This is a genomic window from Variovorax sp. R-27, from assembly GCF_049913215.1.
GTDB lineage: Bacteria > Pseudomonadota > Gammaproteobacteria > Burkholderiales > Burkholderiaceae_C > Variovorax.
On the sequence record NZ_CP183984.1, the window covers coordinates 88,531 to 107,563 of the forward strand.

Below are 19,033 nucleotides of genomic sequence, written 5' to 3' on the forward strand. Positions count from 1 at the left end.
ATCGTAGGAAATATTTCTCTGTTTCGCAATTATGGACAAAGTATGTAATGTGCCGGTCGCCATCCCCAGCGCGCCGGAGCTGATCCTCGACCTGCTGGTGGCTGACGGCGGCACGCTGAGTTCGCAGGCGCTGTGCCGCGCGGGCGAGCTCATGGGCATCGGTGAATCGACGCTGCGCGTGGGCCTGACGCGGCTCGCGGCCGAGGGCAAGATCGCGCGCGGCGAGCGAGGCAGCTACGCACTCAACCGCAAGGGCCCGGCACTGTCGCGCGCGGTCGACGACTGGCGGCACAAGCAGGCGCAGGCCGTCGCATGGCACGGCGACTGGCTCGCCGTGCACGACGCCGGCGTGCCGCGCGCCGACAAGACAGCGTGGCGCCATCACGCTCTTGCGCTGTCGCTGCGCGGCTTTGCGGCGCTGCGGCCGGGGCTGAACATCCGGCCCGACAACCTCGCGGGTGGGCTGGAAGGCGAGCGCGTGCAGCTGGCCGATCTGGGCCTGTCGCGCATCGCCCTGGTGTTCCGGCTGGCCGATCTGGACGATGCCGCGCAGGCCGCCGCACGCAAGCTTTGGAATGTGCGTGCGCTGACGGCCGATTGCAGCCGCCTGCAGGCGGGCCTGGAACGCAGCGAGAAGCGGCTGCGCACCCAGCGGCTCGAAGTGGCCACGCGCGAGTCGCTGCTGCTGGGGCGTGCCGTGATCGCGCACCTCATCCGCGATCCGCTGCTGCCGGCCGAACTCATGTCGCCCGAACCGCGCGCCGCGCTGCTCGCTGCCACCCGTCGCTACCAGGACAAGGCGCTGGTTCTCTGGCGCAAGTGGCTGGCGCTGCCGTAGCCCTTCAGTGGACGGTGCCCAGCTCGTCGAACTGCACCACGCCTTCCTTCATGACCAGCGGAATGCGCTCGCCCTGGCCGAGCAGGCAGCCGACGTCGCGCAGCGGATTGCCGTCCACCACCAGCAGGTCGGCCAGCGCGCCGGGCACCAGCCGGCCCAGGCGGTCGCTCATGCCCAGCACCTCGGCCGCGACCGTCGTTGCGCTGGCAATGGCCTCGGCGGGTGACAGCACTTCAGCGCGCAGGCGGAACTCGTCGCTCTGCAGGCGCTGCGATTCGCCCAGCAGGTCGGAGCCGTAGCCCATCTTCACGCCCGCTGCCTTGTAGATCTCAAGCGAGCGCAGGCCGGCCTCGCGCACGCTGGCCACCTTGGCCACGCTTTCCTTCGGCAGCCCGAAGCTCTCGCCCTCGTTGGCCAATGCGTCGTAGGTGACCAGCGTTGGCACCACATACGCGCCGAGCTGCGCCATGAGTTCGGCCGTGGGCGCATCGACAAGGTTGCCGTGCTCGATGGTGCGCACGCCGCAGCGCACGGCCCGCGCGATGGCCTCGGCGGTGTAGGCGTGTGCCATCACATAGGTGCCGCGCCCGCGGGCCTCTTCGACGATGGCGCGGATCTCGTCCTCGCTGTAGCCGAAGGCGCCCACCGGGTCGGTCGGGGAGGCCACGCCGCCGGAGGCCATGATCTTGATCTGGTCAGCGCCCATCTGCAGCTCCTCGCGGACGGCACGGCGCACCGCGTCCACGCCGTCGACCACGCGCGCCAGCGCACCGACGCGTACGCAGGTGGCGCACGCCCCGTCGTTGCTTATCAGGTAGTCGGAGCGCGCGCGCATGTCGCCGTGCCCGCCGGTCTGGCTCAGAGCGCGGCCGGAGACGAACAGGCGAGGACCCTGCGCCAGCCCCGATTCCACCGCCTGCTTGAACGCGAAGCCCGCACCGCCCGCGTCGCGCACCGTGGTGAAGCCACGGCGCAGCATGCCGCGCAGCATGGGCACGCTGCGCAGCGTGATGAGCACGTTGGGCATATGCACCTGCCGCGAGAGATTGAGCTCCACCGCGATCACGTGCACGTGCAGGTCGATGAGGCCGGGCATCACCGTCTTGCCCTTCACGTCGATCGTGCGCGCCGAGGGGCTGTGGATAGGCTTGTCGGAAACCTCGCGGACCACGCCGCCTTCGACCAGGATGTGGTGGTCTTCCAGCAGCTCGGGGCGCTGCGGGTCGAGCAGGTTGGCGTTCTTGAAAAGCACGGTGTTCGTCATGCCATGGACTCCTTGGTCTGTTGTGCCATCACGGCGGGCAGCGCCAGCTGCGCGAACACGCGCGCGGGCTCGACGTGCCCGGTGTCGTACCAGTTTTCCTCGTGCAGCATGTTGAGCGTGCCCAGCGTCTCGCCGCGCCAGCGCAGCGGAATGTTCAGCACGCTGTGGCAACCCAGCGACACGATGAGCTCGTGGTCGTAGAACACGTCGCGCAGGTCGTCGGCGTTGCGGCCGATGTAGGGCAGGCCGCGCTGCATCACCTGCTGCATCCACGGCGAATCGGTGATCGGCTTGCGCCCGCCCACCGGGTAGGCCTCGCGCATGTTGGTGTAGATGCGTTCCGACTCGCGCGCCTCGCGGTGGTGCACCAGGATGGTGAAGAGCCGGTGGCCGATGGTCGCGGCCACCGCCTTCTCGAGCGCGTCGAAGGTGGCCTGGGGTTGTTGCGTGTCGGCATGCGCGCGCGCGACGGCCGACAGCGATTCATCGAGAAGCTTGGGTTGCATGGATGCCCTGAGTCAGGAAAGTTCGGCGGCCGCAATGTCTTCCAGCGAACGGCCGCGCGTCGGGATGCCCATGAAGGTGACGGCCGCCGCGCCCAGCAGCAGCACTGCCGTCGTCATGCCGAACACCCCCGCGAAGCCCAGCGCCGGATAGATGAAGCCCACCAGGATAGGCGCCGTGATGCCGCCGATGCGCCCGATGGCCGACGCCAGGCCGGAGCCGGTCGCACGTACCTGTGTCGGAAAAACCTCCGGCGTGTAGGCATAGACGCCCGCATAGGTGCCGTTCATGAAGAAGGACAGCAGCACGCCCGCCGCCATGATCTGCCCGTCGCTGTGCGTGAAGGCCAGCCCCAGCGCCGAGAGCCCGCCCAGCAGCATGTAGCTCACGATGGTGGCCTGCCGGCCGATCTTCTCGTTGAGCCACGCGGCCGAGAAGTAGCCCGGAATCTGCGCGAGGTAGATCACCAGCGAGTAGCCGAAGCTCTTGGTGATCGTCATGCCGTTCTGGATCAGCAGGCTCGGAATCCAGGTGAAGAACGAGTAGTAGCTGAAGGTGATCGCCAGCCACATCAGCCAGGTCATGGTGCTGATGCGGATGAGCTTGCTGGAGACCAGCGTGGCGTAGTTCTTCAGCAGGCTGCCGCGGCTGTTGCTGGGCGGCGGGGCGGCCACGTCCTCTGCGTTGAGCGCGGGCAGCGCAAGGCCGCGCTGCACGGTCTCGGACTCCATCGCGTCCACGATGGTCCCGGCCTCGGCCTGCCGCCCCTGGCTTTCCAGCCAGCGCGGCGACTCGGGCAGCGCGCGCCGCCACCACAGCAGCAGCACCACCGGCATCGCGGTGATGAAGATGACGATGCGCCAGCCCTGCGGATGCGCAGGCACGATGAAGTAGCCCAGCAGCGCCGCCGCCACGAAGCCGAACGAGAAGAAGCCCGCCAGTGCGCCGGTGAAGGTGCCCCGGTAGCGGCGCGCCACGAACTCCGACAGGTAGGGCGCGATGATCGCGCTCTCGGCGCCGGCGCCGAAGCCGGCCACGATGCGCAGCCCGAGAAACACCGTCCAGCTGTCGACCATGCCGCTGAAGAGCGACGCCACGCAGTAGATCGCCAGTGCCGACATCATCACCACGCGCCGCCCGAACAGGTCGCCGCAGGTGCCGGACGCGAGGGCGCCGAAGAAAAAGCCGATGAAGTTCGCGCTGGCCAGCACACCGATCTGCACGCTGCTGAGCCCCCATTCGGTGCGCAGCACCGGCAGCACGAAGGCGATCACCGCGGCGTCCATCGCGTCGAAGGTGTAGCCCAGTCCTCCCATGAGGAGCAGGCGCCGATGGAAACCGGAGAACGGCAGGCGCTCGATGCGGGCCGACAGCATGGTCATGTGAATCCCTCGACTTCGGTGGTGCAGAGAAGCGGCAGATCGTAGGATCGCGGGGATATCACGACAAATTTATACGTGTGATTGTGTTTATTGATTCAGTGAATGGTCAGGCCGCACGATGAACTACCGCTCCGCCGATCTCAACCTGCTGAAGGTGTTCGAGGCCCTCATGACCGAGGGCAACGTCACGCGTGCCGCCAGCAAGCTGTCGCTGACGCAGCCTGCGGTCAGCAATGCGCTGCGCCGGCTGCGCGAGACCTTCGACGACGCGCTGTTCGTGCGCAGCGGGGCTGGCGTCAACCCGACGCGGCGGGCCATCGACCTGTGGGAGCCGCTGTCGCAATCGCTGCATGCGATTCGCGGCACGCTCGACCTGGAGCGCTTCGATGCGCTGCGCAGCACCGCCAGCCTCAGCATCGCGATGTCTGATTACGTCTCGGGCATCGTGGTGCCGCGGCTCGCCAGCAAGCTCAGCAAGGCGGCGCCGTCGATGTTGATCCACGCCATTCCCAACACGCTGGTGGATTTCGACAAGGTGCTGGCCGACAACAAGGCCGACTTCGCGATCAGCGTCTACAACGAGGAAGTGCAGAGGCCGGCGTTTCTCAAGTCGAGGGCGCTGTGGTCGCCTGACTTCGTATGCGTCATGCGCACCGGGCATCCGCTGGCGCGCGCCGACAGGATTCCGCTGAAGAAATTCCTCGCGGCCCGCCATGTGGACGTGAGCCTGGTCGGCAAGACCACGCCGACTTACGACCTGTTCCTGCACAGCCGAGGGCTGCAGCGCAACCTGGTCGCGACGGTGAACCACTACGGAGCGGCGTACGAAGTGGTGCGCCGCTCCGACCTGATCGCGGTGCTGCCGTGGTCCGAGAAGTTCGAGCCCGCGCGCCTGGCCGGTCTGCGCCGCATGCCCGTACCGCTGGAGGCGCCGGCACGCGTCATCGAACTGTTCTGGCACCAGCGGCACGAGACCTCCGCGCTGCACCAGTGGCTGAAGAACACGCTGCTGGCGCTGTTCGAGCAGCCTTCGTGATGATCAGGCGCGCAGCCGCACCACCTGCAGGTCGTCATCGGCAAGGGCGTGCAGGCGCGCCACGTCCGCCGCGCGTCGCGTGAGCACCGCGCGCTGGTTGATGTAGCCCTTGTCGGTGATCTCGCCCGCATCGAGGCTCGGCGGCTCGGCCAACACCAGTGCACAGGCCGGGCATTGCGAGGAACCCGCGCCTTCGTCGCGCAGCGAACGCAGCACGCCGGCGATGCGCTCACCCATGGCCTCCGGCGGCAGCGCCGCGCCTTGCGGGCTCGCAAACACCAGCATGCCGATCTCGTCGCGGTCGTGGCCGGTGAGCACCACGTCCTGCGCATGCGGCGCGAGCATCGACACCAGCTTCACGCGCAGCGTGCCCACCGACACCCAGGTGCCGGTCGAGAGCTTGAAGTCTTCCGCCACGCGGCCGTTGAAGATCACGCCATGCGCGGGCTGCGCCGGGTTCGCGAGAAAGCCGGCGTCGCCGATGCGGTAGTAGCCTTCTTCGTCGAAAGCCTGCGCCGTTTCGCGCGGTGCATCGCGGTAGCCGGGGAACACCGAGACGCCCTTGACGCGCATCTCCAGCTTCTCGCCGTTGGGCACGAACTTCAGCTCCAGCCCCGGCAGCGGCGCGCCGATGCAGCCGGCGCCGTCAAGCTTCCAGTGCGCGGAGGTGATGGCGGGCGAGGTCTCTGTCGCGCCCCACGAGGTGGTGAGCCACAGCGGCCGCGTGGGCCGCACGCGCTTTGCCACCGCTTCGAGCCGCTGCCAGGTGGAGGGCGCCAGCGCCGCCGCCGCATAGAAGGCAAGCCTTAGCCGCGAGAAGACTTCGGCGGCCAGCGCATCGTCGGCTTCGAGAAAGGGCAGCAGCATGTCGAAGCCGCGCGGCACGTTGAACAGCAGCGTGGGCTTCACCTCGCGCAGGTTGCGCACCGTCTTCTCGATCAGCCCCGGCGCGGGCCGGCCCTCGTCGATGTAGAGCGCGCCGCCGTGGCACAGCACCATGTGCAGGTTGTGGTTCGCACCGAAGGTGTGGCTCCAGGGCAGCCAGTCGACCAGCACCGGCTTTTCCTGCGCGAGGAAGCGCCAGGTCTGCGCCATCATCTGCTGGTTGGCGCAAAGCATGCGGTGCGTGTTGACGACCACCTTGGGCTTGCCGGTGGAGCCAGAGGTCAGCAGGTACTTGGCGTGCGTGTCGGGCAGCACGTCGGCGAAGGCCTGCATGACGGCGGGTGTTTCCTTCGCTGCGAGCAATCGTTCAAACCCGATCGCACCGGGATGCGCATCGGCGTTGCGGCTGAACACCGTGACCGCTTCCACGCCACGGCCTGCGAGCGATGCGCCGTATACCTTGGCGTCGGATGCATAGATCAACGCGGGCTTCAGCGCCTGCAGCATGCCGTGCAGCCGCGAAGGGTCCTTGGCCATGCGCGAATAGGCGCTTGAGAGCGAGCACGCGGTGCGGCCGATGTGCATGGTCGCGAGCATCAGCACGGCGTGGTCTATGGCGTTGTCCGAGAGGATCACGACCGGCTGGTCTGCCGGCAGGTTCAGGTCGAGCAGGCCTTGCGCCACGGAGCCGACGGCTTGCCGCAGCGCACGGTAGTCGAGCTTGCGCCAGCCTTCGCCTGTTTCGTCGCGCTCGGCGAAGGCCAGCGCGTCGGGCGTTTCCGTGGCCCACCGTTCCAGCCATTCGCCGATGCAGCGTGCGTAGGGCTTCAGCGCCATCGGCGAGCGCAATGCGAACGAGCCGTCGTCGAAGTCGATGCGCACCGTGCGGGGTGGGGCGATCAGGCTTTCGTCATTGAGGAAGTCGGTCATTTCAGTGTTCCGGGGTTTGTTCAGGGCGTGTGCGAATGACACCGGGTACTCCCCTCCGCGAATGTCCCCCGGGGCTGCGCCCCTCCTCCTTTATTTCGCTGCGGGGAGTACCCGGTGCCATTCGCACATGGGCGCAGCCGTATTGCCGGCCGCACGAGCGTTGCGTCCATCGATCACGTCGATGGGGTGCCTTGCGCAGCGAAATAAAGGAGGAGGCCGAAGGCCGGGGGACATTCGCGGAGCAAGGTACCCCGTCGGCGGGATCGCGCCCCGAACGAACAACGCGACAAATCGAAAAGCAAGCTTTCATCTAGTCGAGCTTGCCGGTGTCTGCCTTCGCGCGAATCAGGTTTAACAGCAGGGTGTCGCGCGCAGCCTCGAGGTCTGCCGTGCGTCGAGTGCCCAGTTCCTCGGCCACGCCGTCCGTCACCTTCTGCCTGAGATCTGCAGTCATCGACGGCGTGCCCAGGTCCTTCCACCAGTCTTCGATCGGTCCACCCAGGTGCGCGAGCACGTGCTCGATACCGCCCGCACCGCCCGAGAGATGCAGGTTCATGAACGGCCCCATCACCGCCCAGCGCAGGCCGGGTCCGTGCGCGATGGCCGTGTCGATGTCGGCCACGCTCGCCACGCCTTCGTTGACGAGGTGGAAGGCTTCGCGCCACAGCGCCGCCTGCAGCCGGTTCGCGATGTGGCCTTTCACCTCGCGCTTCACGTGGATCGGCCGCTTACCGATGGCGGCGTAGAACGCCATCGTGCGCTCGATGGCCTCGGCCGAGGTCTGCTCGCCACCGATCACCTCCACCAGCGGAATCAGGTGCGGCGGGTTGAACGGATGCCCCAGAACGACGCGCTGTGGATGCGCGCAGCCTGACTGCACGCCGCTGATCGCAAGGCCCGACGAACTCGACGCGAGGATCGTGTCCGGCGGCGCGGCGGCATCCATGCGGCGGAACAGGTCGATCTTGAAGTCCATGCGCTCGGGGCCGTTCTCCTGCACGAAGTCGGCCACCGAAACGGCGTCTTCCAGGCTGTCGTGAAAGCGCAGCCGGTCTACCGACGCACCCGGCACCAGGCCGAAGCGCTCCAGCGTCGGCCAGTGCTGCGCCACCGCAGCGCGCAGCCGGTCTTCGGCGCCGGGTGACGGATCGGTCGCGTTCACGTCGAGCCCGTGCGCGAGAAAGTACGTGACCCAGCTCGCACCGATTACCCCGGTGCCGACCACCGCCACGCGCTTCACGCTCGAAACAGAAGATGTGCTCATGCTGATTTCCACCGCGCGCAGCGGCTCTCCGCCTTCGTGGTCCATGCGGCCTCGCCGCGGATCGGCTCGACCACCTTGTAATAGTCCCATGGTTCTTTCGACTCGGCCGGCGTCTTCACCTGCATCAGGTGCATGTCGTGCACCATCAGCCCGTCGTCGCGCAGCCAGCCGCCCTTGACGAACATGTCATTGAACTTCGTCTTGCGCAATTGCGCCATCACCTTGTCGGCATCGTCGCTGCCCGCGGCCTTCACGGCCTGCAGGTACTGCAGCGCGGCCGAGTAGTCGCCGGCATGGAAGGAGGAGGGCATGCGCTTGTGCTTGTCGAAGAAGCGGCGCGCCCACTCGCGCGCCTCGGGGCTCTGGTTCCAGTACCAGCTGTCGGTGAGGTACATGCCCTGCGAACTCTTCAGGCCCAGCGCATGAACGTCGTTGATGGTGATGATCATGCCGGCCAGCTTCATGTTCTTGCTGATGCCGAACTCTGCCGCCGACTTGATGGCATTGACCGTGTCGCCGCCCGCATTGGCCAGCGCCAGCACCTGCGCTTTCGAACCCTGCGCCTGCAGCATGAACGACGAGAAATCGCTCGCGCCCAGCGGATGCTTCACCGAGCCCGCCACCGTGCCGCCACTGGCCTGCACGATCTTGGCCGCGTCGTTTTGCAGCGCCGCGCCGAAGGCGTAGTCGGCCGTCACGAAGTACCAGCTCTTGCCGCCAGCCTTGACCACCGCGCTCGCAGTGCCGCGCGCCATGGCCACCGTGTCGTAGGCGTAGTGCACCGTGTAAGGCGAGCAGTACTCGTTGGTGAGGCTCGACGCGCCCGAGCCCACCACGAAGTACGGCTTCTTCTTGTCGGCTGCCACGCCAGCCATCGCAATGGCCGCGCCCGAGTTGACGCCCGCGATCAGCATGTCGACCTTCTGCACGTCGAACCACTCGCGTGCTTTCGCGGCGGCGATGTCGGGCTTGTTCTGGTGGTCGGCCGTGACCAGCTCGATCTTCTTGCCGCCGATGGCGCCGCCCATGTCGGCAATGGCCATGCGGATGGCCTCTGCGCCGGCCGGGCCGTCGTAGTCGCGGTAGATGCCCGACATGTCGCTGATGAAGCCGATGCGGATCACGTCGTCGGACACCTGGGCCGAGGCGCTTGCTGCGAAAGCCGTGCCCAGGGCGAGGGCCAGGGCGGTGCGGGAAATGTTCATGTGCTTGTCTCCGTTCGTTCGTTGTTCTGGTTCTTCTTCGTCGTCAGCCCAGCGCGAACTCGGGCCGTGGCGTGCCCACGCGCGGCAGGCCCATCATCTGTCGCGCCTCGGCCGGCGTGGCCACCTCCATGTCGAGCTCGCGTATCACCCGCACGATGCGCTCGGTGAGCTGTACGTTGGTGGCCAGTTCGCCCTGGCGGAAGTAGAGGTTGTCTTCCAGGCCCACGCGCGCATGGCCGCCCAGCAGCAGCGCCGCCACGTTGGCTTCGAGCTGCGAGGGGCCGATGCCGCTCACGCAGAAGATGCTGCCCTTGGGCAGGGTGTCGACCATCATCTGCAGGAAGCGCGGCGAGTAGGGCATCGCGTTCTGGAAGTTGCGGTGCACGTTCATCACCAGGTTGATGAAGTAGGGCTCGTCGTCGTGGCCTTCCTGGATCAGCGTGGTCGTGTCCTGCAGGATGTGCGTGGGGCTGAACACCTCCCACTCGGGCTTGATGCCGCGCGCCTTCATGCCGGCGGCCAGTTCGCGGCCGCGGGTGATGGGCGTGTCCATCAGGATCTGCCTGCCCTCGAAGCTCAGGTTGAGCGTGGTCGCGTCGAGCGTGCACATCTCGGCGCCGGCGTCCATGCCCTTGATGCGCTCTTCCCACGCGATCTCCCAGCGCTCGCCGGCCAGCGGCTTGACCATGTCGCCGTGCACGCCGCCACCAGTGGAGTTGTTGATGACGATATCGCTGCCGCCCGCGCGGATGCGGCTGTTGATGTCGCGGTACACATCGGCGTTGCAGGTGGCGCCGTCGTCCGGGCGGCGCGCGTGGATGGCCACCACGCTGGCGCCGGCATTCCAGCAGCGCAGCACGTCGGCGGCGATTTCGGCGGGCTGCGTGGGGAGGTGGGGGTTCTGCGACTTGTGCGCCATGCCGCCGGTGGGGGCGATGGTCACGATCACTTTGCGCTTCGACATGCTCGGGGACTCCTGGTGTCTTTCATGGGGGCGCGTCATTATTTTTTGGAGCGCATTCGCACTCAGTCATCGCGACGACATTTGGGGGCAGGGTTTACGCTGCGCCAAACGCTAAAGTCGCCCCAGCGCCATTGCGCGCATCAAGGAGAACCAATGAGACTACTGCCCATCCTCCTGGCCGCCGCGGCCGCGCTGACCTCGACCTGGACGCTCGCGCAACCGGCAGGCCCCGCCACTTGCGAAGCCAAGCGCGAGGCCATTGGCCGCGACATCGAGGCGGCCAAGGCCAAGGGCCAGAAGCAGCGCGTGCGCGGGCTCGAAAAGGCGCTGGGCGAAGTGCGCCGCACCTGCAGCGACGCGAAGCTGGCGGCAGAGCACCAGCGGCGCATTCGCAGCCAGGAACGCAAAGTGGCAGAACGCGAGAGTGACCTGCGCGAGGCCCAGCACAAGGGCCGTGCCGACAAGATCGCAGACCGCGAAGAAAAATTGCGTGAAGCGCAGGCCGAGCTGCAACAGCTCAAGGGCGCTCAGTAAAAAGAAGATGCCCACGACCAGGCCCGCCATCCAGGCGGCATCGCTCACGATTCCCCAGTTGCTCCAGGGCTCGGCCTGGTTCCCGCTGCTCGACGTGGCGGCGGGCGAGCGCGTGCTCGACGAGATACGCGAGGTCGACGTGGCCGCGGGTGCCGCGCTGTGCCGGCGCGGCGACACGCCGCTGCACTGGTACGGCACGCTCGAAGGGCTGCTCAAATGGTCGATCACCTCGAGCGACGGACGCTCCGTGACCTTCGGCGGGCTCTCGGTCGGCAGCTGGTTCGGCGAGGGCACGTTGCTGCGAGCGCTGCCGCGTTCGGCCGACATCATCGCGCTGCGCCCGAGCCGCGTGGCGCAGCTGCCGCTGGAGACCTTCGAGTGGCTGCACCGCACGCAGCGCGGCTTCGACCACTTCCTGCTGCAGCAGATCAACGAGCGGCTGCACTGGTTCATGGGCAACTACGCGGCGCACCGGCTGCTCGATGCCGACAGCCAGGTGGCGCGCGCGCTGGCGGGGCTGTTCCACCCGTGGCTGCATCCGGGGAGCGAGCCGCACCTGCAGACCTCGCAGGAGGAGATTGCCAACCTCTCGGGCGTGTCGCGTCAGCGGTGCAATGCGGCGCTGAACCGGCTGAAGGAAGCGGGCTTCCTGCGCATCGAGTACGGTGGCATCACCGTGATCGATCTTGAAGGGCTGCGGCGCTTCATCGAATAGCAAAAGGGAATCGGAGTACGCCCCATGCATGAATTCAGCATCTTTGCCGACTACTTCCAGTTCTACATCCAGGACGAGGCCGCGGATGGCGATCTCTCCGATGCGTGGACAGACGAAGCCGTGGAACGCATGCTTGCGACCGAAGCCGGCGTCGTCGGCATCGGCACCGTTCGCAACATGGACGTGCCCGTCACCGTCGAGATCCTCGATACGGAAAGCCCGCTCGATCTCGACCAGTGGGAGCATGTCGTCGAATGCACCCTGGTGACGCAGAGCGCCAACCTGGTCATCGCCGGTTGTACCGACTACTTTCCCGATGCGGCGCGCATTCCCGTTGCGCCCGGAACCTACAGGCTGCGTGCCTGCTATGCGGGCCTCAACACGCTTTCCGAAGACGGGCTGGAAGGCAACGACCGCTACCACCTGCAGCTCTGGCCGGCGCCGGCCATCGAACCGACTGTTCTCAAGCAGCGCGTGGCCTGATTGCTCACTGCGTCAGCCGCAACCGCATGCGGGCGCACCCCTTCTACACGCCCAGCAGTTCTTCCAGCGCCTGCGGCTCGGCCAGCAGATCGGCCGAAGCCCCGTGCCGCACGATCTGTCCCTTCTCCATCACCACCGCAAGATCGGTGTGCGCCAACACCTTGCGGTAGTCGCGGTCCACGATCAGCGTCGCGATGCCGGTCGCGCGGATCTCGCCGATCACGCGCCAGATCTCGGCCACGATCAGCGGCGCCAAGCCCTCGGTGGCCTCGTCGAGGATCAGCAGGCGCGGGTTGGTCATGAGTGCGCGGCCGATCGACAGCATCTGCTGCTCGCCGCCCGACAGCTGCTGGCCGCCGTGCGACAGCCGCTCGGCAAGTCGCGGAAAGGTGGCCATCACGCGGTCGAAGGTCCACTCGCGCCGGCCGTCGATGCCGGCGCGTTCGCTCATCACGAGGTTCTCGCGCACCGACAGGTTCGGGAAGATGCCGCGGCCCTCGGGCACGTAGCCGATGCCCAGCCGCGCCATCTTCTCGGGCGGCAGGCCGGTGACGGTGCAGCCGTCGACCTGCACTTCGCCCGAGGCGGGGCGCACGTAGCCCATCATCGTGCGGATCAGCGTGGTCTTGCCCATGCCGTTGCGCCCGAGCAGGCCGACCGATGTGGCCGCCGGAATGCCGGCGTGCACGCCGCGCAGGATGTGGCTGTTGCCGTAGTAGGTGTTGAGGTCGCGGACGATGAGCATCAGTGGTCTTCTCCGAGGTAGGCGGTGCGCACTTCGGGGTTCTCGCGAATCTCTTTGGGGTTGCCTGTGGCGATGACGGTGCCGTTCACCATCACCGTGATGCGGTCGGCAATGCGGAAGACCGCGTCCATGTCGTGCTCCACCAGCAGGATGGCATGCGTGGCCTTCAGCCGCGCGAGCAGCGTGAGCATGCGGTCGGTTTCCTCCGCGCCCATGCCGGCGAGCGGCTCGTCGAGCAGCAGCACGCGCGGGTTGGTCGCCAGGCACATGGCCACTTCGAGCTGGCGTTGCGCGCCGTGGCTCATGGTGCCGGCGATGCGGCCCGCTTCATGGGCGAGGCCGGCGGCTTCCAGTGCCGCGTCGGCCGATGCGTTGCTGGTGGCGCAATCTTTCGACGATTGCCAGAACGCCCAGGGCTTGGGCGTGGCGGCTTGCGCGGCGAGGCGGCAGTTCTCGTGCACGCTGAACTCCGGGAAGATGGTCGTGCGCTGGTAGCTGCGGCCCACGCCGTCGCGCGCACGCTTCGACTGGGCGCGGCTGGTGATGTCCACGCCGTCGAGCGCGATGCGGCCTTCGGAGGCTTCGATCTCGCCCGAGAGCATGTTGATCAACGTCGATTTGCCCGCGCCATTGGTGCCGATCACCGCATGGACTTCGCCGACGTGCAGGTCGAGCGTGACGGCATTGACGGCCGTGAGGCCGCCGAAGCGGCGCGTGAGGCCTTCGACGGAAAGCAGTGCGGTCGTCATGCGGCCCCCTTCGGCGACAGGCGTTGGACCAGGCCGATCAGCCCCTTGGGCAGCAGCGCCACGAACACGATGATCGTCAGCCCCAGCGTCAGCTGCCAGTGGTCCGCCAGCGGGCCCATCACCGCATGCGTCGAGAAGATTTCCTTCAGCAGCGTGAACGCGATGGCGCCGATCACCGCGCCGCGCAGATGGCCGAGGCCGCCGAGGATCACCATCAGCAGCACTTCGCCCGAGTTGTGCCATGCCATCAGCTCCGGGTTGACCACGCCGTCGCGCGAGGCCAGCAGGAAGCCCGCGAGCCCGGCCAGCGCACCGGCCAGCACGAAGGCCGCGAGCTTGTAGCCATACACTGCGAACCCTGCCGCGCGCATGCGCTGCTCGTTCACGCGGATGCCGGCCAGCGCTGCGCCGAAGCGCGAGCGGCGAATGAGTGCCAGCAGCCCGTAGGTGAACACCAGCGACGCCAGCACCACGTAGAACAGCACCGTGCGGTTCTCCATGTCGAGCGCGCCGATGGCAGGGCGTACATACATGTAGATGCCGTCGCTGCCGCCGCCGACCTTGGTGTCGTGGAACACGAAGAAGGCCATCTGCGCGAAGGCCAGCGTCACCATGATGAAGTACACGCCGCGCGTGCGCAGGCTCAAGGCACCGACGAACAGCGCATAGAGCGCAGCCGCGCCCATGGCCAGCGGCAGCAGCAGCGCGAAGTTGCCGCCCTCGCTGCCCGAGGCGAGCACGGTCATGTACGCACCGATGCCGTAGAACGCCGCGTGGCCCAGGCTCACGAGGCCCGTCATGCCCACCAGCAGCTCCAGGCTCAGCGCGAAGATCGACAGGATCATCACCTTCACGATGAAGTCCGACGCATAGTTGCCCAGCAACGGACCGGCGATGCCGATGGCCACCGCGCAGGCTACGGGCAGGAGGAAGGCGTTTTTTTTCATGGCTGTCATGGCCGCCTCCCCATCAGCCCCTCGGGCTTCCATATGAGCACGATGGCCATCAGAAGATAGATGCCGATGCCGCTCAGGTCCGCGAAGAACACCTTGCCGAAGGTGTCGACGAAGCCCACCAGCAGCGAGGCCACCAGCGCCCCGGTGATCGAGCCGATACCGCCGATCACCACCAGCACGAAGCAGATGATGAGCACGCTCGCACCCATGTTCGGGTACACCGAGGACATCGGCGCGGCGATCATGCCGGCCAGCGCCGCCAGCGCCACGCCGGCCGCGAACACGATGCGGTAGAGCCGCTTCACGTCGATGCCCAGGCCACGCACCATGTCGCGGTTGCTTGCGCCGGCGCGGATCATCATGCCCAGCCGCGTGCGGTTGACCACCCAGTACAGCCCCACGGCCAGCACGATGCAGGCGGCCGAGGCGAAGAGGCGATACCACGGGTAGCTCATGACGTTGCCCAGCGCGAAGCTGCCGTCGAGCCATGCGGGCACCTTCACGCCGTGCACGTCGTTGCCCACCAGGATGGAGCGCAGTTCCTCGAACACCAGGATCAGGCCGTAGGTCATCAGCACCTGCTGCAGATGGTCGCGCTGGTAGAGGTAGCTGAAGAAGGCCCATTCGAGCAGGTAGCCGAACACGGCGGCCAGCACCACGCCGGCCACCAGCATCAGCAGGAACTGGTCGCCGAACAGCGGCGCGAGCGCGAACGCCATGTACGCGCCGATCATGTAGAAGCTGCCGTGGGCGAGGTTGATGACGCCCATGATCCCGAAGATCAGCGTCAGCCCCGAGGCCACCAGGAAGAGGAGGAGTCCGTACTGAACCGAGTTCAGACACTGGACCAGGAAGGTGCCGAAATCCACGAGGAGGTTCTCTCTGGGCGGGATCGTTGTTCAATGGGAATGCACTGCGCGGGACACCGCGGAACCGGCTTTGCCGGGCCGCAGGTGTCGCCCCCTGCAAGGGGGTTGGCGCAGCACACGAAGTGAGCGAAGCCTGGGGGTGAGCCTATTTACATCCTGCAGCCGCGGGCTGGGTCGGCCAGTCCCTTGATGGCCGTGCTCACCAGCTTGTTTTCCTTGCCCTCGACCTTGCGCAGGTAGATGTCCTGCACCGGGTTGTGCGACTTGCTCATCGTGAACGTGCCGCGCGGGCTGTCGATCCTGGCCTTCTCGATGGCGGCCGTGAACTCGGCCTTCTTGCCGATGTCGCCCTTGGTGGCGGCAAGGCCCACGCCCAGCATCTGCGCCGCGTCGTAACCCTGCACGGCGTACACGTCGGGCTGCAGCTTGAAGGCCTTGGCATAGCCGACGCGGAAGGCGTTGTCGCGCGCGGTGTTCAAGCCGTCGGCGTAGTGCAGCGTGGTCAGCATGCCTTGGGCCGATTCGCCCTGTGCATCGAGCGTGCCGTCGGTCAGGAAGCCGGGGCCGTACAGAGGAATGGTCTTGTTCAGGCCTGCGGCCTGGTAGTCCTTCACGAACTTCACCGCGCCGCCGCCCGCGAAGAAGGCGTACACCGCATCGGGCTTGGCCGCCGCGATCTCGGTCAGCAGCGCCTGGAATTCCACGTTGGGGAAGGGCAGCGTGAGCTGCTTGTCGACCTTGCCGCCGTTCTTCTCGAAGCCTTCCTTGAAGCCGTTGACCGACTCGTCGCCGGCCGCGTATTTCCAGGTGATGGTCATCGCCTTCTTCTTGCCCTGCTGCTTGGCCGCCACTTCGCCCATGGCGAAGGCCGGCTGCCAGTTGCTGAACGAGCTGCGGAAGATGTTGGGCGCGCACATCGGCCCGGTCACGGCGTCGGCGCCGGCATTCGGCACGATCAGCACGGTGCCGCTTTCCTTGGCGGCCTTGGCCATGGCCATCGCGACGCCCGAGTGCACGGTGCCGACGATCACGTCGACGTTGTCGCGCTTGATGAGCTTGTTGACGTTGTCGGTGGCCTTGGCGGGGTCGGACTCATCGTCGACCTTGAAGTATTCGATCTCGCGGCCGGCGAGCTTGCCGCCTTGCTCGTCGACGTAGAGCTTGAAGCCGTTCTCGATGGCCACGCCCAGGGCGGTGTAGGTGCCGCTGTAGGGCAGCATCAGGCCGACCTTGAGCTTGCCGGTGCCCTGGGCGCCGGCGGCCGAGGCCAGCGCGGCGAAGGCGATGGCCGTGAGGGCCAGTCGGGCTGTACGCACGGAGGTGGGAAGGGTCATGGTGTCTGTCTCCTGTTTTTGGTGATGAAAGAAGTGGCCGCGACGATGACACGATCCGGCTGATCGCGATGCGGGGAATGCCCGCATTCAGGGATTTCGAGCAGCTCGCAACCACTGACGCGCGCGGCGATGCCGCGGATCTGCGCAAGCGTGCCGTACTCGTCGTCGATGCCCTGCACGGCAAGCACGGGGCAGCGGATGGTGTCGAGCTCCGTCTCGATGTTCCAGTCGCGAAAGGGCGGGTGCAGCCAGATGCGGTTCCAGCCCCAGAAGGCGGAGTCGGCGCTGTCGTGATAGCGGCCGAGCTTCTTCGGCAGGTCGGTGCCCAGGTACGCGGTGCGGGCGATCTCGATGTTCGCGACGGTCTTGTCTTCCACGAAGATGTGCGGAGCGAGCACGACCAGGCCTTCGACTTTTCCGGGAAAGCGCGAGGCGTACAGCAGCGCGATCGAGCCGCCGTCGCTGTGGCCGAAGAGCCAGGGCTTTTCATCGCCGAGCCCCAGCGCGGTGAAGAGGGCGGGCAGCACTTCGTGCGCCTGGCGGTGCATGAAGTCGACGTCCCAGATCTCGTCGTCGGCGCGCGGGGTGGAGCGGCCGTAGCCGGGACGCGAGAAGACCAGGCCTCGCGCGCTGGCGGCTTCGCAGACTCGCGCGGGGAAATCCTTCCACATGGCGACCGAGCCAAGGCCTTCGTGCAGGAACACGATGAGCGGGGCGTCGGTACGCTCGGGGGCGATCCACTGGCACTCGATCTGCACGCTGCGGCCGCGCCAGTCGATGGCGGCGAAGTCGGGCGTGCTCATGCCTGCTTCTCGCGCTCGCGCAGCCTGAAGCGCTGGATCTTGCCGGTCGCCGTCTTCGGCAGCTCGCTCACGAACTCCAGGAAGCGCGGGTATTTATATGGCGCGAGGCGTTCCTTGACGAAGGCCTTCAGCTCTTCCTCGGTTGCCGCGCTGCCGTCTTTCAGCACCACGAAGGCCTTGGTCTTGGTCAGCCCTTCGGTGTCTTCCTTGCCGATGACTGCCGCTTCGAGCACGGCCGGGTGCTGCATCAGCGTGGCCTCGACCTCGAAGGGCGACACGTAGATGCCGCTGACCTTGAGCATGTCGTCGCTGCGGCCGGCGTAGGTGAAGTAGCCGTCGGCATCGCGCGTGTACTTGTCGCCGCTCTTGGTCCAGCCGCCCTGGAAGGTCTCGCGCGACTTCTCGCGGTTGGCCCAGTACATCAGGGCCGAGCTGGGGCCGCGGATGTAGAGGTCGCCCACTTCGCCGTCGGGCACCGGGCGGCCGTCTTCGCCGCGCAGCTCGACCTCGTAGCCGTCCACCGGCTTGCCGGTGGTGCCGTAGCGGATGTCGCCGGGGCGGTTGGAGATGAAGATGTGCAGCATCTCGGTCGAGCCGATGCCGTCGATGATCTCGCAGCCGAAGTGCGCCTTGAAGCGCTGAGCAATCTCGCCCGGCAAGGCTTCACCGGCCGATGAGCACATGCGCAGCGCCACCGCTTCGCGCGCAGGCAGCTTGGGCGATGCGAGCATGCCCGCGAAGCCCGTGGGCGCACCGAAGAACACGGTGGGCTTGTGCTCCACCCAGCGGCGGAAGGTGGCGTCGGGCGTGGGCCGCTCGGCCATCAGCACCACGGTGGCGCCGACGGTGAGCGGGAAGGTCAGCGCATTGCCCAGGCCGTACGCGAAATACATCTTGGCGGCCGAGAAGCACACGTCGTTCTCGGTGAGGTCGAGCACGGGCTTGCCGTAGAGCTCGGCCGTCCACCACAGGTTGGCATGCGTGTGGACCGTGCCCTTGGGCTTGCCGGTGGAGCCGGAGGAGTACAGCCAGAAACCCGGGTCATCGGAAGCGGTTGTCACGGGCGACGCCAGGGGCTCGACGGCGGCGAGCGCGGCATTGAATTCCTTCGCGCCATCGGGCAGGGCGCCCGTGGGCTGCGACACGAACAGCGTGTGCACTTCATGGCCGCCGCGTGCCATCGCCTCCTGCAGCGTGGGCAGCAGCGCGCCCGACACCAGCACCGCCTGCGCGCGGCTGTGGTCGAGCATGTAGGCGTAGTCGTCGGGCGTGAGCAGCGTGTTGACGGCCACCGGCACGACGCCGGCATAGAGGCTGCCGAGAAAGCTCACGGGCCAGTCGTTGCCATCGAGCATCAGCAGCAGCACGCGCTCTTCGCGCCGGATGCCGGCTGCCTTCAGCGCGGCGGCCAGCCGGCGCGCGCGGTCTTCGAGCTGGCCGTAGCTCAGCGTGCCTCGGTCGTCGATGTAGGCGGTGCGTTCGGCGCGGCTACGGTTGAGGGCGAACAGATGCTCGGCGAAGTTGAATCGTGTGGGCAGGGTCATGGTCTTGTCTCCTTCGGCCGTGTTCTTGT

At 67.0% G+C, this 19,033-nt stretch carries 19 protein-coding genes; 5 read left to right on the top strand and 14 right to left on the bottom strand.

Going from position 1 to position 19,033, the window contains the following annotated elements:
• The first annotated feature begins 31 nt into the window (after positions 1-31).
• Positions 32-838, top strand: coding sequence for a PaaX family transcriptional regulator (locus ACN9MV_RS00440; RefSeq protein WP_426390988.1), 807 nt, complete (start codon positions 32-34; stop codon positions 836-838).
• A 4-nt stretch (positions 839-842) separates the two neighbouring features.
• Here ACN9MV_RS00440 and ACN9MV_RS00445 read toward each other — a convergent pair whose 3' ends face one another.
• The 3 genes from ACN9MV_RS00445 to ACN9MV_RS00455 are packed head-to-tail and all read right to left on the bottom strand — an operon-like array spanning position 843 to position 3,988.
• Positions 843-2,102 (bottom strand): amidohydrolase family protein, encoded by a 1,260-nt coding sequence (locus tag ACN9MV_RS00445; protein ID WP_426390989.1) that lies wholly within the window; start codon positions 2,100-2,102, stop codon positions 843-845.
• Positions 2,099-2,608: a GAF domain-containing protein gene (locus ACN9MV_RS00450; RefSeq protein ID WP_093076531.1), complete on the bottom strand. Its 510-nt coding sequence runs from the start codon at positions 2,606-2,608 to the stop codon at positions 2,099-2,101. The genes ACN9MV_RS00445 and ACN9MV_RS00450 overlap by 4 nt, the downstream gene beginning before the upstream one ends.
• A 12-nt stretch (positions 2,609-2,620) precedes the next feature.
• Positions 2,621-3,988 carry an MFS transporter gene (locus ACN9MV_RS00455; RefSeq protein WP_093076532.1) on the bottom strand — a complete coding sequence of 456 codons (1,368 nt, stop codon included), beginning with the start codon at positions 3,986-3,988 and terminating at the stop codon, positions 2,621-2,623.
• Between the two features lie 118 nt (positions 3,989-4,106).
• On the opposite strand from ACN9MV_RS00455, the gene ACN9MV_RS00460 reads away from it, so the two are divergent.
• Positions 4,107-5,024, top strand: coding sequence for a LysR family transcriptional regulator (locus tag ACN9MV_RS00460; protein ID WP_093057074.1), 918 nt, complete (start codon positions 4,107-4,109; stop codon positions 5,022-5,024).
• Positions 5,025-5,027: 3 nt separating this feature from the next.
• On the opposite strand, the gene ACN9MV_RS00465 is transcribed toward ACN9MV_RS00460, so the two are convergent.
• From ACN9MV_RS00465 to ACN9MV_RS00480, 4 genes are all read right to left on the bottom strand, one after another.
• Positions 5,028-6,839: a feruloyl-CoA synthase gene (locus ACN9MV_RS00465; protein ID WP_426390990.1), complete on the bottom strand. Its 1,812-nt coding sequence runs from the start codon at positions 6,837-6,839 to the stop codon at positions 5,028-5,030.
• A gap of 310 nt (positions 6,840-7,149) precedes the next feature.
• The gene (locus ACN9MV_RS00470; RefSeq protein WP_426390991.1) at positions 7,150-8,103 is read right to left on the bottom strand and encodes a 3-hydroxyacyl-CoA dehydrogenase NAD-binding domain-containing protein; all 954 of its coding nucleotides are present in this window, start codon (positions 8,101-8,103) and stop codon (positions 7,150-7,152) included.
• A complete protein-coding gene (locus ACN9MV_RS00475) occupies positions 8,100-9,308 on the bottom strand; it encodes an ABC transporter substrate-binding protein (protein WP_426390992.1) in 1,209 nt (402 codons plus the stop codon). The genes ACN9MV_RS00470 and ACN9MV_RS00475 overlap by 4 nt, the downstream gene beginning before the upstream one ends.
• Before the next feature lie 43 nt (positions 9,309-9,351).
• Positions 9,352-10,272: a 3-keto-5-aminohexanoate cleavage protein gene (locus ACN9MV_RS00480; RefSeq protein WP_093057071.1), complete on the bottom strand. Its 921-nt coding sequence runs from the start codon at positions 10,270-10,272 to the stop codon at positions 9,352-9,354.
• Positions 10,273-10,425: 153 nt separating this feature from the next.
• On the opposite strand from ACN9MV_RS00480, the gene ACN9MV_RS00485 reads away from it, so the two are divergent.
• Genes ACN9MV_RS00485 through ACN9MV_RS00495 form a run of 3 tightly spaced genes read left to right on the top strand, consistent with a single transcriptional unit; the run spans position 10,426 to position 12,004 of the window.
• Positions 10,426-10,806, top strand: coding sequence for a DUF1090 domain-containing protein (locus ACN9MV_RS00485; RefSeq protein WP_097197504.1), 381 nt, complete (start codon positions 10,426-10,428; stop codon positions 10,804-10,806).
• Positions 10,807-10,813: 7 nt separating this feature from the next.
• Positions 10,814-11,521 (top strand): Crp/Fnr family transcriptional regulator, encoded by a 708-nt coding sequence (locus tag ACN9MV_RS00490; RefSeq protein ID WP_093076540.1) that lies wholly within the window; start codon positions 10,814-10,816, stop codon positions 11,519-11,521.
• A gap of 24 nt (positions 11,522-11,545) precedes the next feature.
• Positions 11,546-12,004, top strand: coding sequence for a hypothetical protein (locus ACN9MV_RS00495; RefSeq protein ID WP_097197503.1), 459 nt, complete (start codon positions 11,546-11,548; stop codon positions 12,002-12,004).
• Between the two features lie 43 nt (positions 12,005-12,047).
• Here the strand turns inward: ACN9MV_RS00495 and ACN9MV_RS00500 are convergent, their stop codons facing one another.
• The 7 genes from ACN9MV_RS00500 to ACN9MV_RS00530 all read right to left on the bottom strand — a co-directional run bounded on the left by ACN9MV_RS00500 (position 12,048) and on the right by ACN9MV_RS00530 (position 19,004).
• Positions 12,048-12,749 (bottom strand): ABC transporter ATP-binding protein, encoded by a 702-nt coding sequence (locus ACN9MV_RS00500; protein WP_426390993.1) that lies wholly within the window; start codon positions 12,747-12,749, stop codon positions 12,048-12,050.
• Entirely contained in the window at positions 12,749-13,498 is a 750-nt protein-coding gene (locus tag ACN9MV_RS00505; RefSeq protein ID WP_426390994.1) for an ABC transporter ATP-binding protein, read from the bottom strand. The genes ACN9MV_RS00500 and ACN9MV_RS00505 overlap by 1 nt, the downstream gene beginning before the upstream one ends.
• Positions 13,495-14,454, bottom strand: a complete 960-nt coding sequence (locus tag ACN9MV_RS00510; RefSeq protein WP_093076544.1) for a branched-chain amino acid ABC transporter permease — start codon at positions 14,452-14,454, stop codon at positions 13,495-13,497. The genes ACN9MV_RS00505 and ACN9MV_RS00510 overlap by 4 nt, the downstream gene beginning before the upstream one ends.
• The gene (locus tag ACN9MV_RS00515) at positions 14,451-15,323 is read right to left on the bottom strand and encodes a branched-chain amino acid ABC transporter permease (RefSeq protein WP_093057064.1); all 873 of its coding nucleotides are present in this window, start codon (positions 15,321-15,323) and stop codon (positions 14,451-14,453) included. The genes ACN9MV_RS00510 and ACN9MV_RS00515 overlap by 4 nt, the downstream gene beginning before the upstream one ends.
• Positions 15,324-15,472: 149 nt before the next feature.
• Entirely contained in the window at positions 15,473-16,657 is a 1,185-nt protein-coding gene (locus ACN9MV_RS00520; RefSeq protein ID WP_093057063.1) for an ABC transporter substrate-binding protein, read from the bottom strand.
• Entirely contained in the window at positions 16,654-17,460 is an 807-nt protein-coding gene (locus ACN9MV_RS00525; protein ID WP_426390995.1) for an alpha/beta fold hydrolase, read from the bottom strand. Before ACN9MV_RS00525 ends, ACN9MV_RS00520 begins: the two co-directional genes overlap by 4 nt.
• Entirely contained in the window at positions 17,457-19,004 is a 1,548-nt protein-coding gene (locus ACN9MV_RS00530; RefSeq protein ID WP_426390996.1) for a benzoate-CoA ligase family protein, read from the bottom strand. Before ACN9MV_RS00530 ends, ACN9MV_RS00525 begins: the two co-directional genes overlap by 4 nt.
• Positions 19,005-19,033 lie beyond the last annotated feature (29 nt).

Excerpts from the sequence above, each read along its gene's own strand:
- ACN9MV_RS00495 (WP_097197503.1), top strand. The coding sequence starts at position 11,546 with ATGCATGAATTCAGCATCTTTGCCGACTACTTCCAGTTCTACATCCAG.
- ACN9MV_RS00480 (WP_093057071.1), bottom strand. The coding sequence starts at position 10,272 with ATGTCGAAGCGCAAAGTGATCGTGACCATCGCCCCCACCGGCGGCATG.
- ACN9MV_RS00460 (WP_093057074.1), top strand. The coding sequence starts at position 4,107 with ATGAACTACCGCTCCGCCGATCTCAACCTGCTGAAGGTGTTCGAGGCC.
- ACN9MV_RS00520 (WP_093057063.1), bottom strand. The coding sequence starts at position 16,657 with ATGACCCTTCCCACCTCCGTGCGTACAGCCCGACTGGCCCTCACGGCC.
- ACN9MV_RS00505 (WP_426390994.1), bottom strand. The coding sequence starts at position 13,498 with ATGACGACCGCACTGCTTTCCGTCGAAGGCCTCACGCGCCGCTTCGGC.
- ACN9MV_RS00470 (WP_426390991.1), bottom strand. The coding sequence starts at position 8,103 with ATGAGCACATCTTCTGTTTCGAGCGTGAAGCGCGTGGCGGTGGTCGGC.
- ACN9MV_RS00490 (WP_093076540.1), top strand. The coding sequence starts at position 10,814 with ATGCCCACGACCAGGCCCGCCATCCAGGCGGCATCGCTCACGATTCCC.
- ACN9MV_RS00485 (WP_097197504.1), top strand. The coding sequence starts at position 10,426 with ATGAGACTACTGCCCATCCTCCTGGCCGCCGCGGCCGCGCTGACCTCG.
- ACN9MV_RS00475 (WP_426390992.1), bottom strand. The coding sequence starts at position 9,308 with ATGAACATTTCCCGCACCGCCCTGGCCCTCGCCCTGGGCACGGCTTTC.
- ACN9MV_RS00440 (WP_426390988.1), top strand. The coding sequence starts at position 32 with ATGGACAAAGTATGTAATGTGCCGGTCGCCATCCCCAGCGCGCCGGAG.
- ACN9MV_RS00445 (WP_426390989.1), bottom strand. The coding sequence starts at position 2,102 with ATGACGAACACCGTGCTTTTCAAGAACGCCAACCTGCTCGACCCGCAG.
- ACN9MV_RS00455 (WP_093076532.1), bottom strand. The coding sequence starts at position 3,988 with ATGACCATGCTGTCGGCCCGCATCGAGCGCCTGCCGTTCTCCGGTTTC.
- ACN9MV_RS00500 (WP_426390993.1), bottom strand. The coding sequence starts at position 12,749 with ATGCTCATCGTCCGCGACCTCAACACCTACTACGGCAACAGCCACATC.
- ACN9MV_RS00465 (WP_426390990.1), bottom strand. The coding sequence starts at position 6,839 with ATGACCGACTTCCTCAATGACGAAAGCCTGATCGCCCCACCCCGCACG.
- ACN9MV_RS00450 (WP_093076531.1), bottom strand. The coding sequence starts at position 2,608 with ATGCAACCCAAGCTTCTCGATGAATCGCTGTCGGCCGTCGCGCGCGCG.
- ACN9MV_RS00510 (WP_093076544.1), bottom strand. The coding sequence starts at position 14,454 with ATGACAGCCATGAAAAAAAACGCCTTCCTCCTGCCCGTAGCCTGCGCG.
- ACN9MV_RS00525 (WP_426390995.1), bottom strand. The coding sequence starts at position 17,460 with ATGAGCACGCCCGACTTCGCCGCCATCGACTGGCGCGGCCGCAGCGTG.
- ACN9MV_RS00530 (WP_426390996.1), bottom strand. The coding sequence starts at position 19,004 with ATGACCCTGCCCACACGATTCAACTTCGCCGAGCATCTGTTCGCCCTC.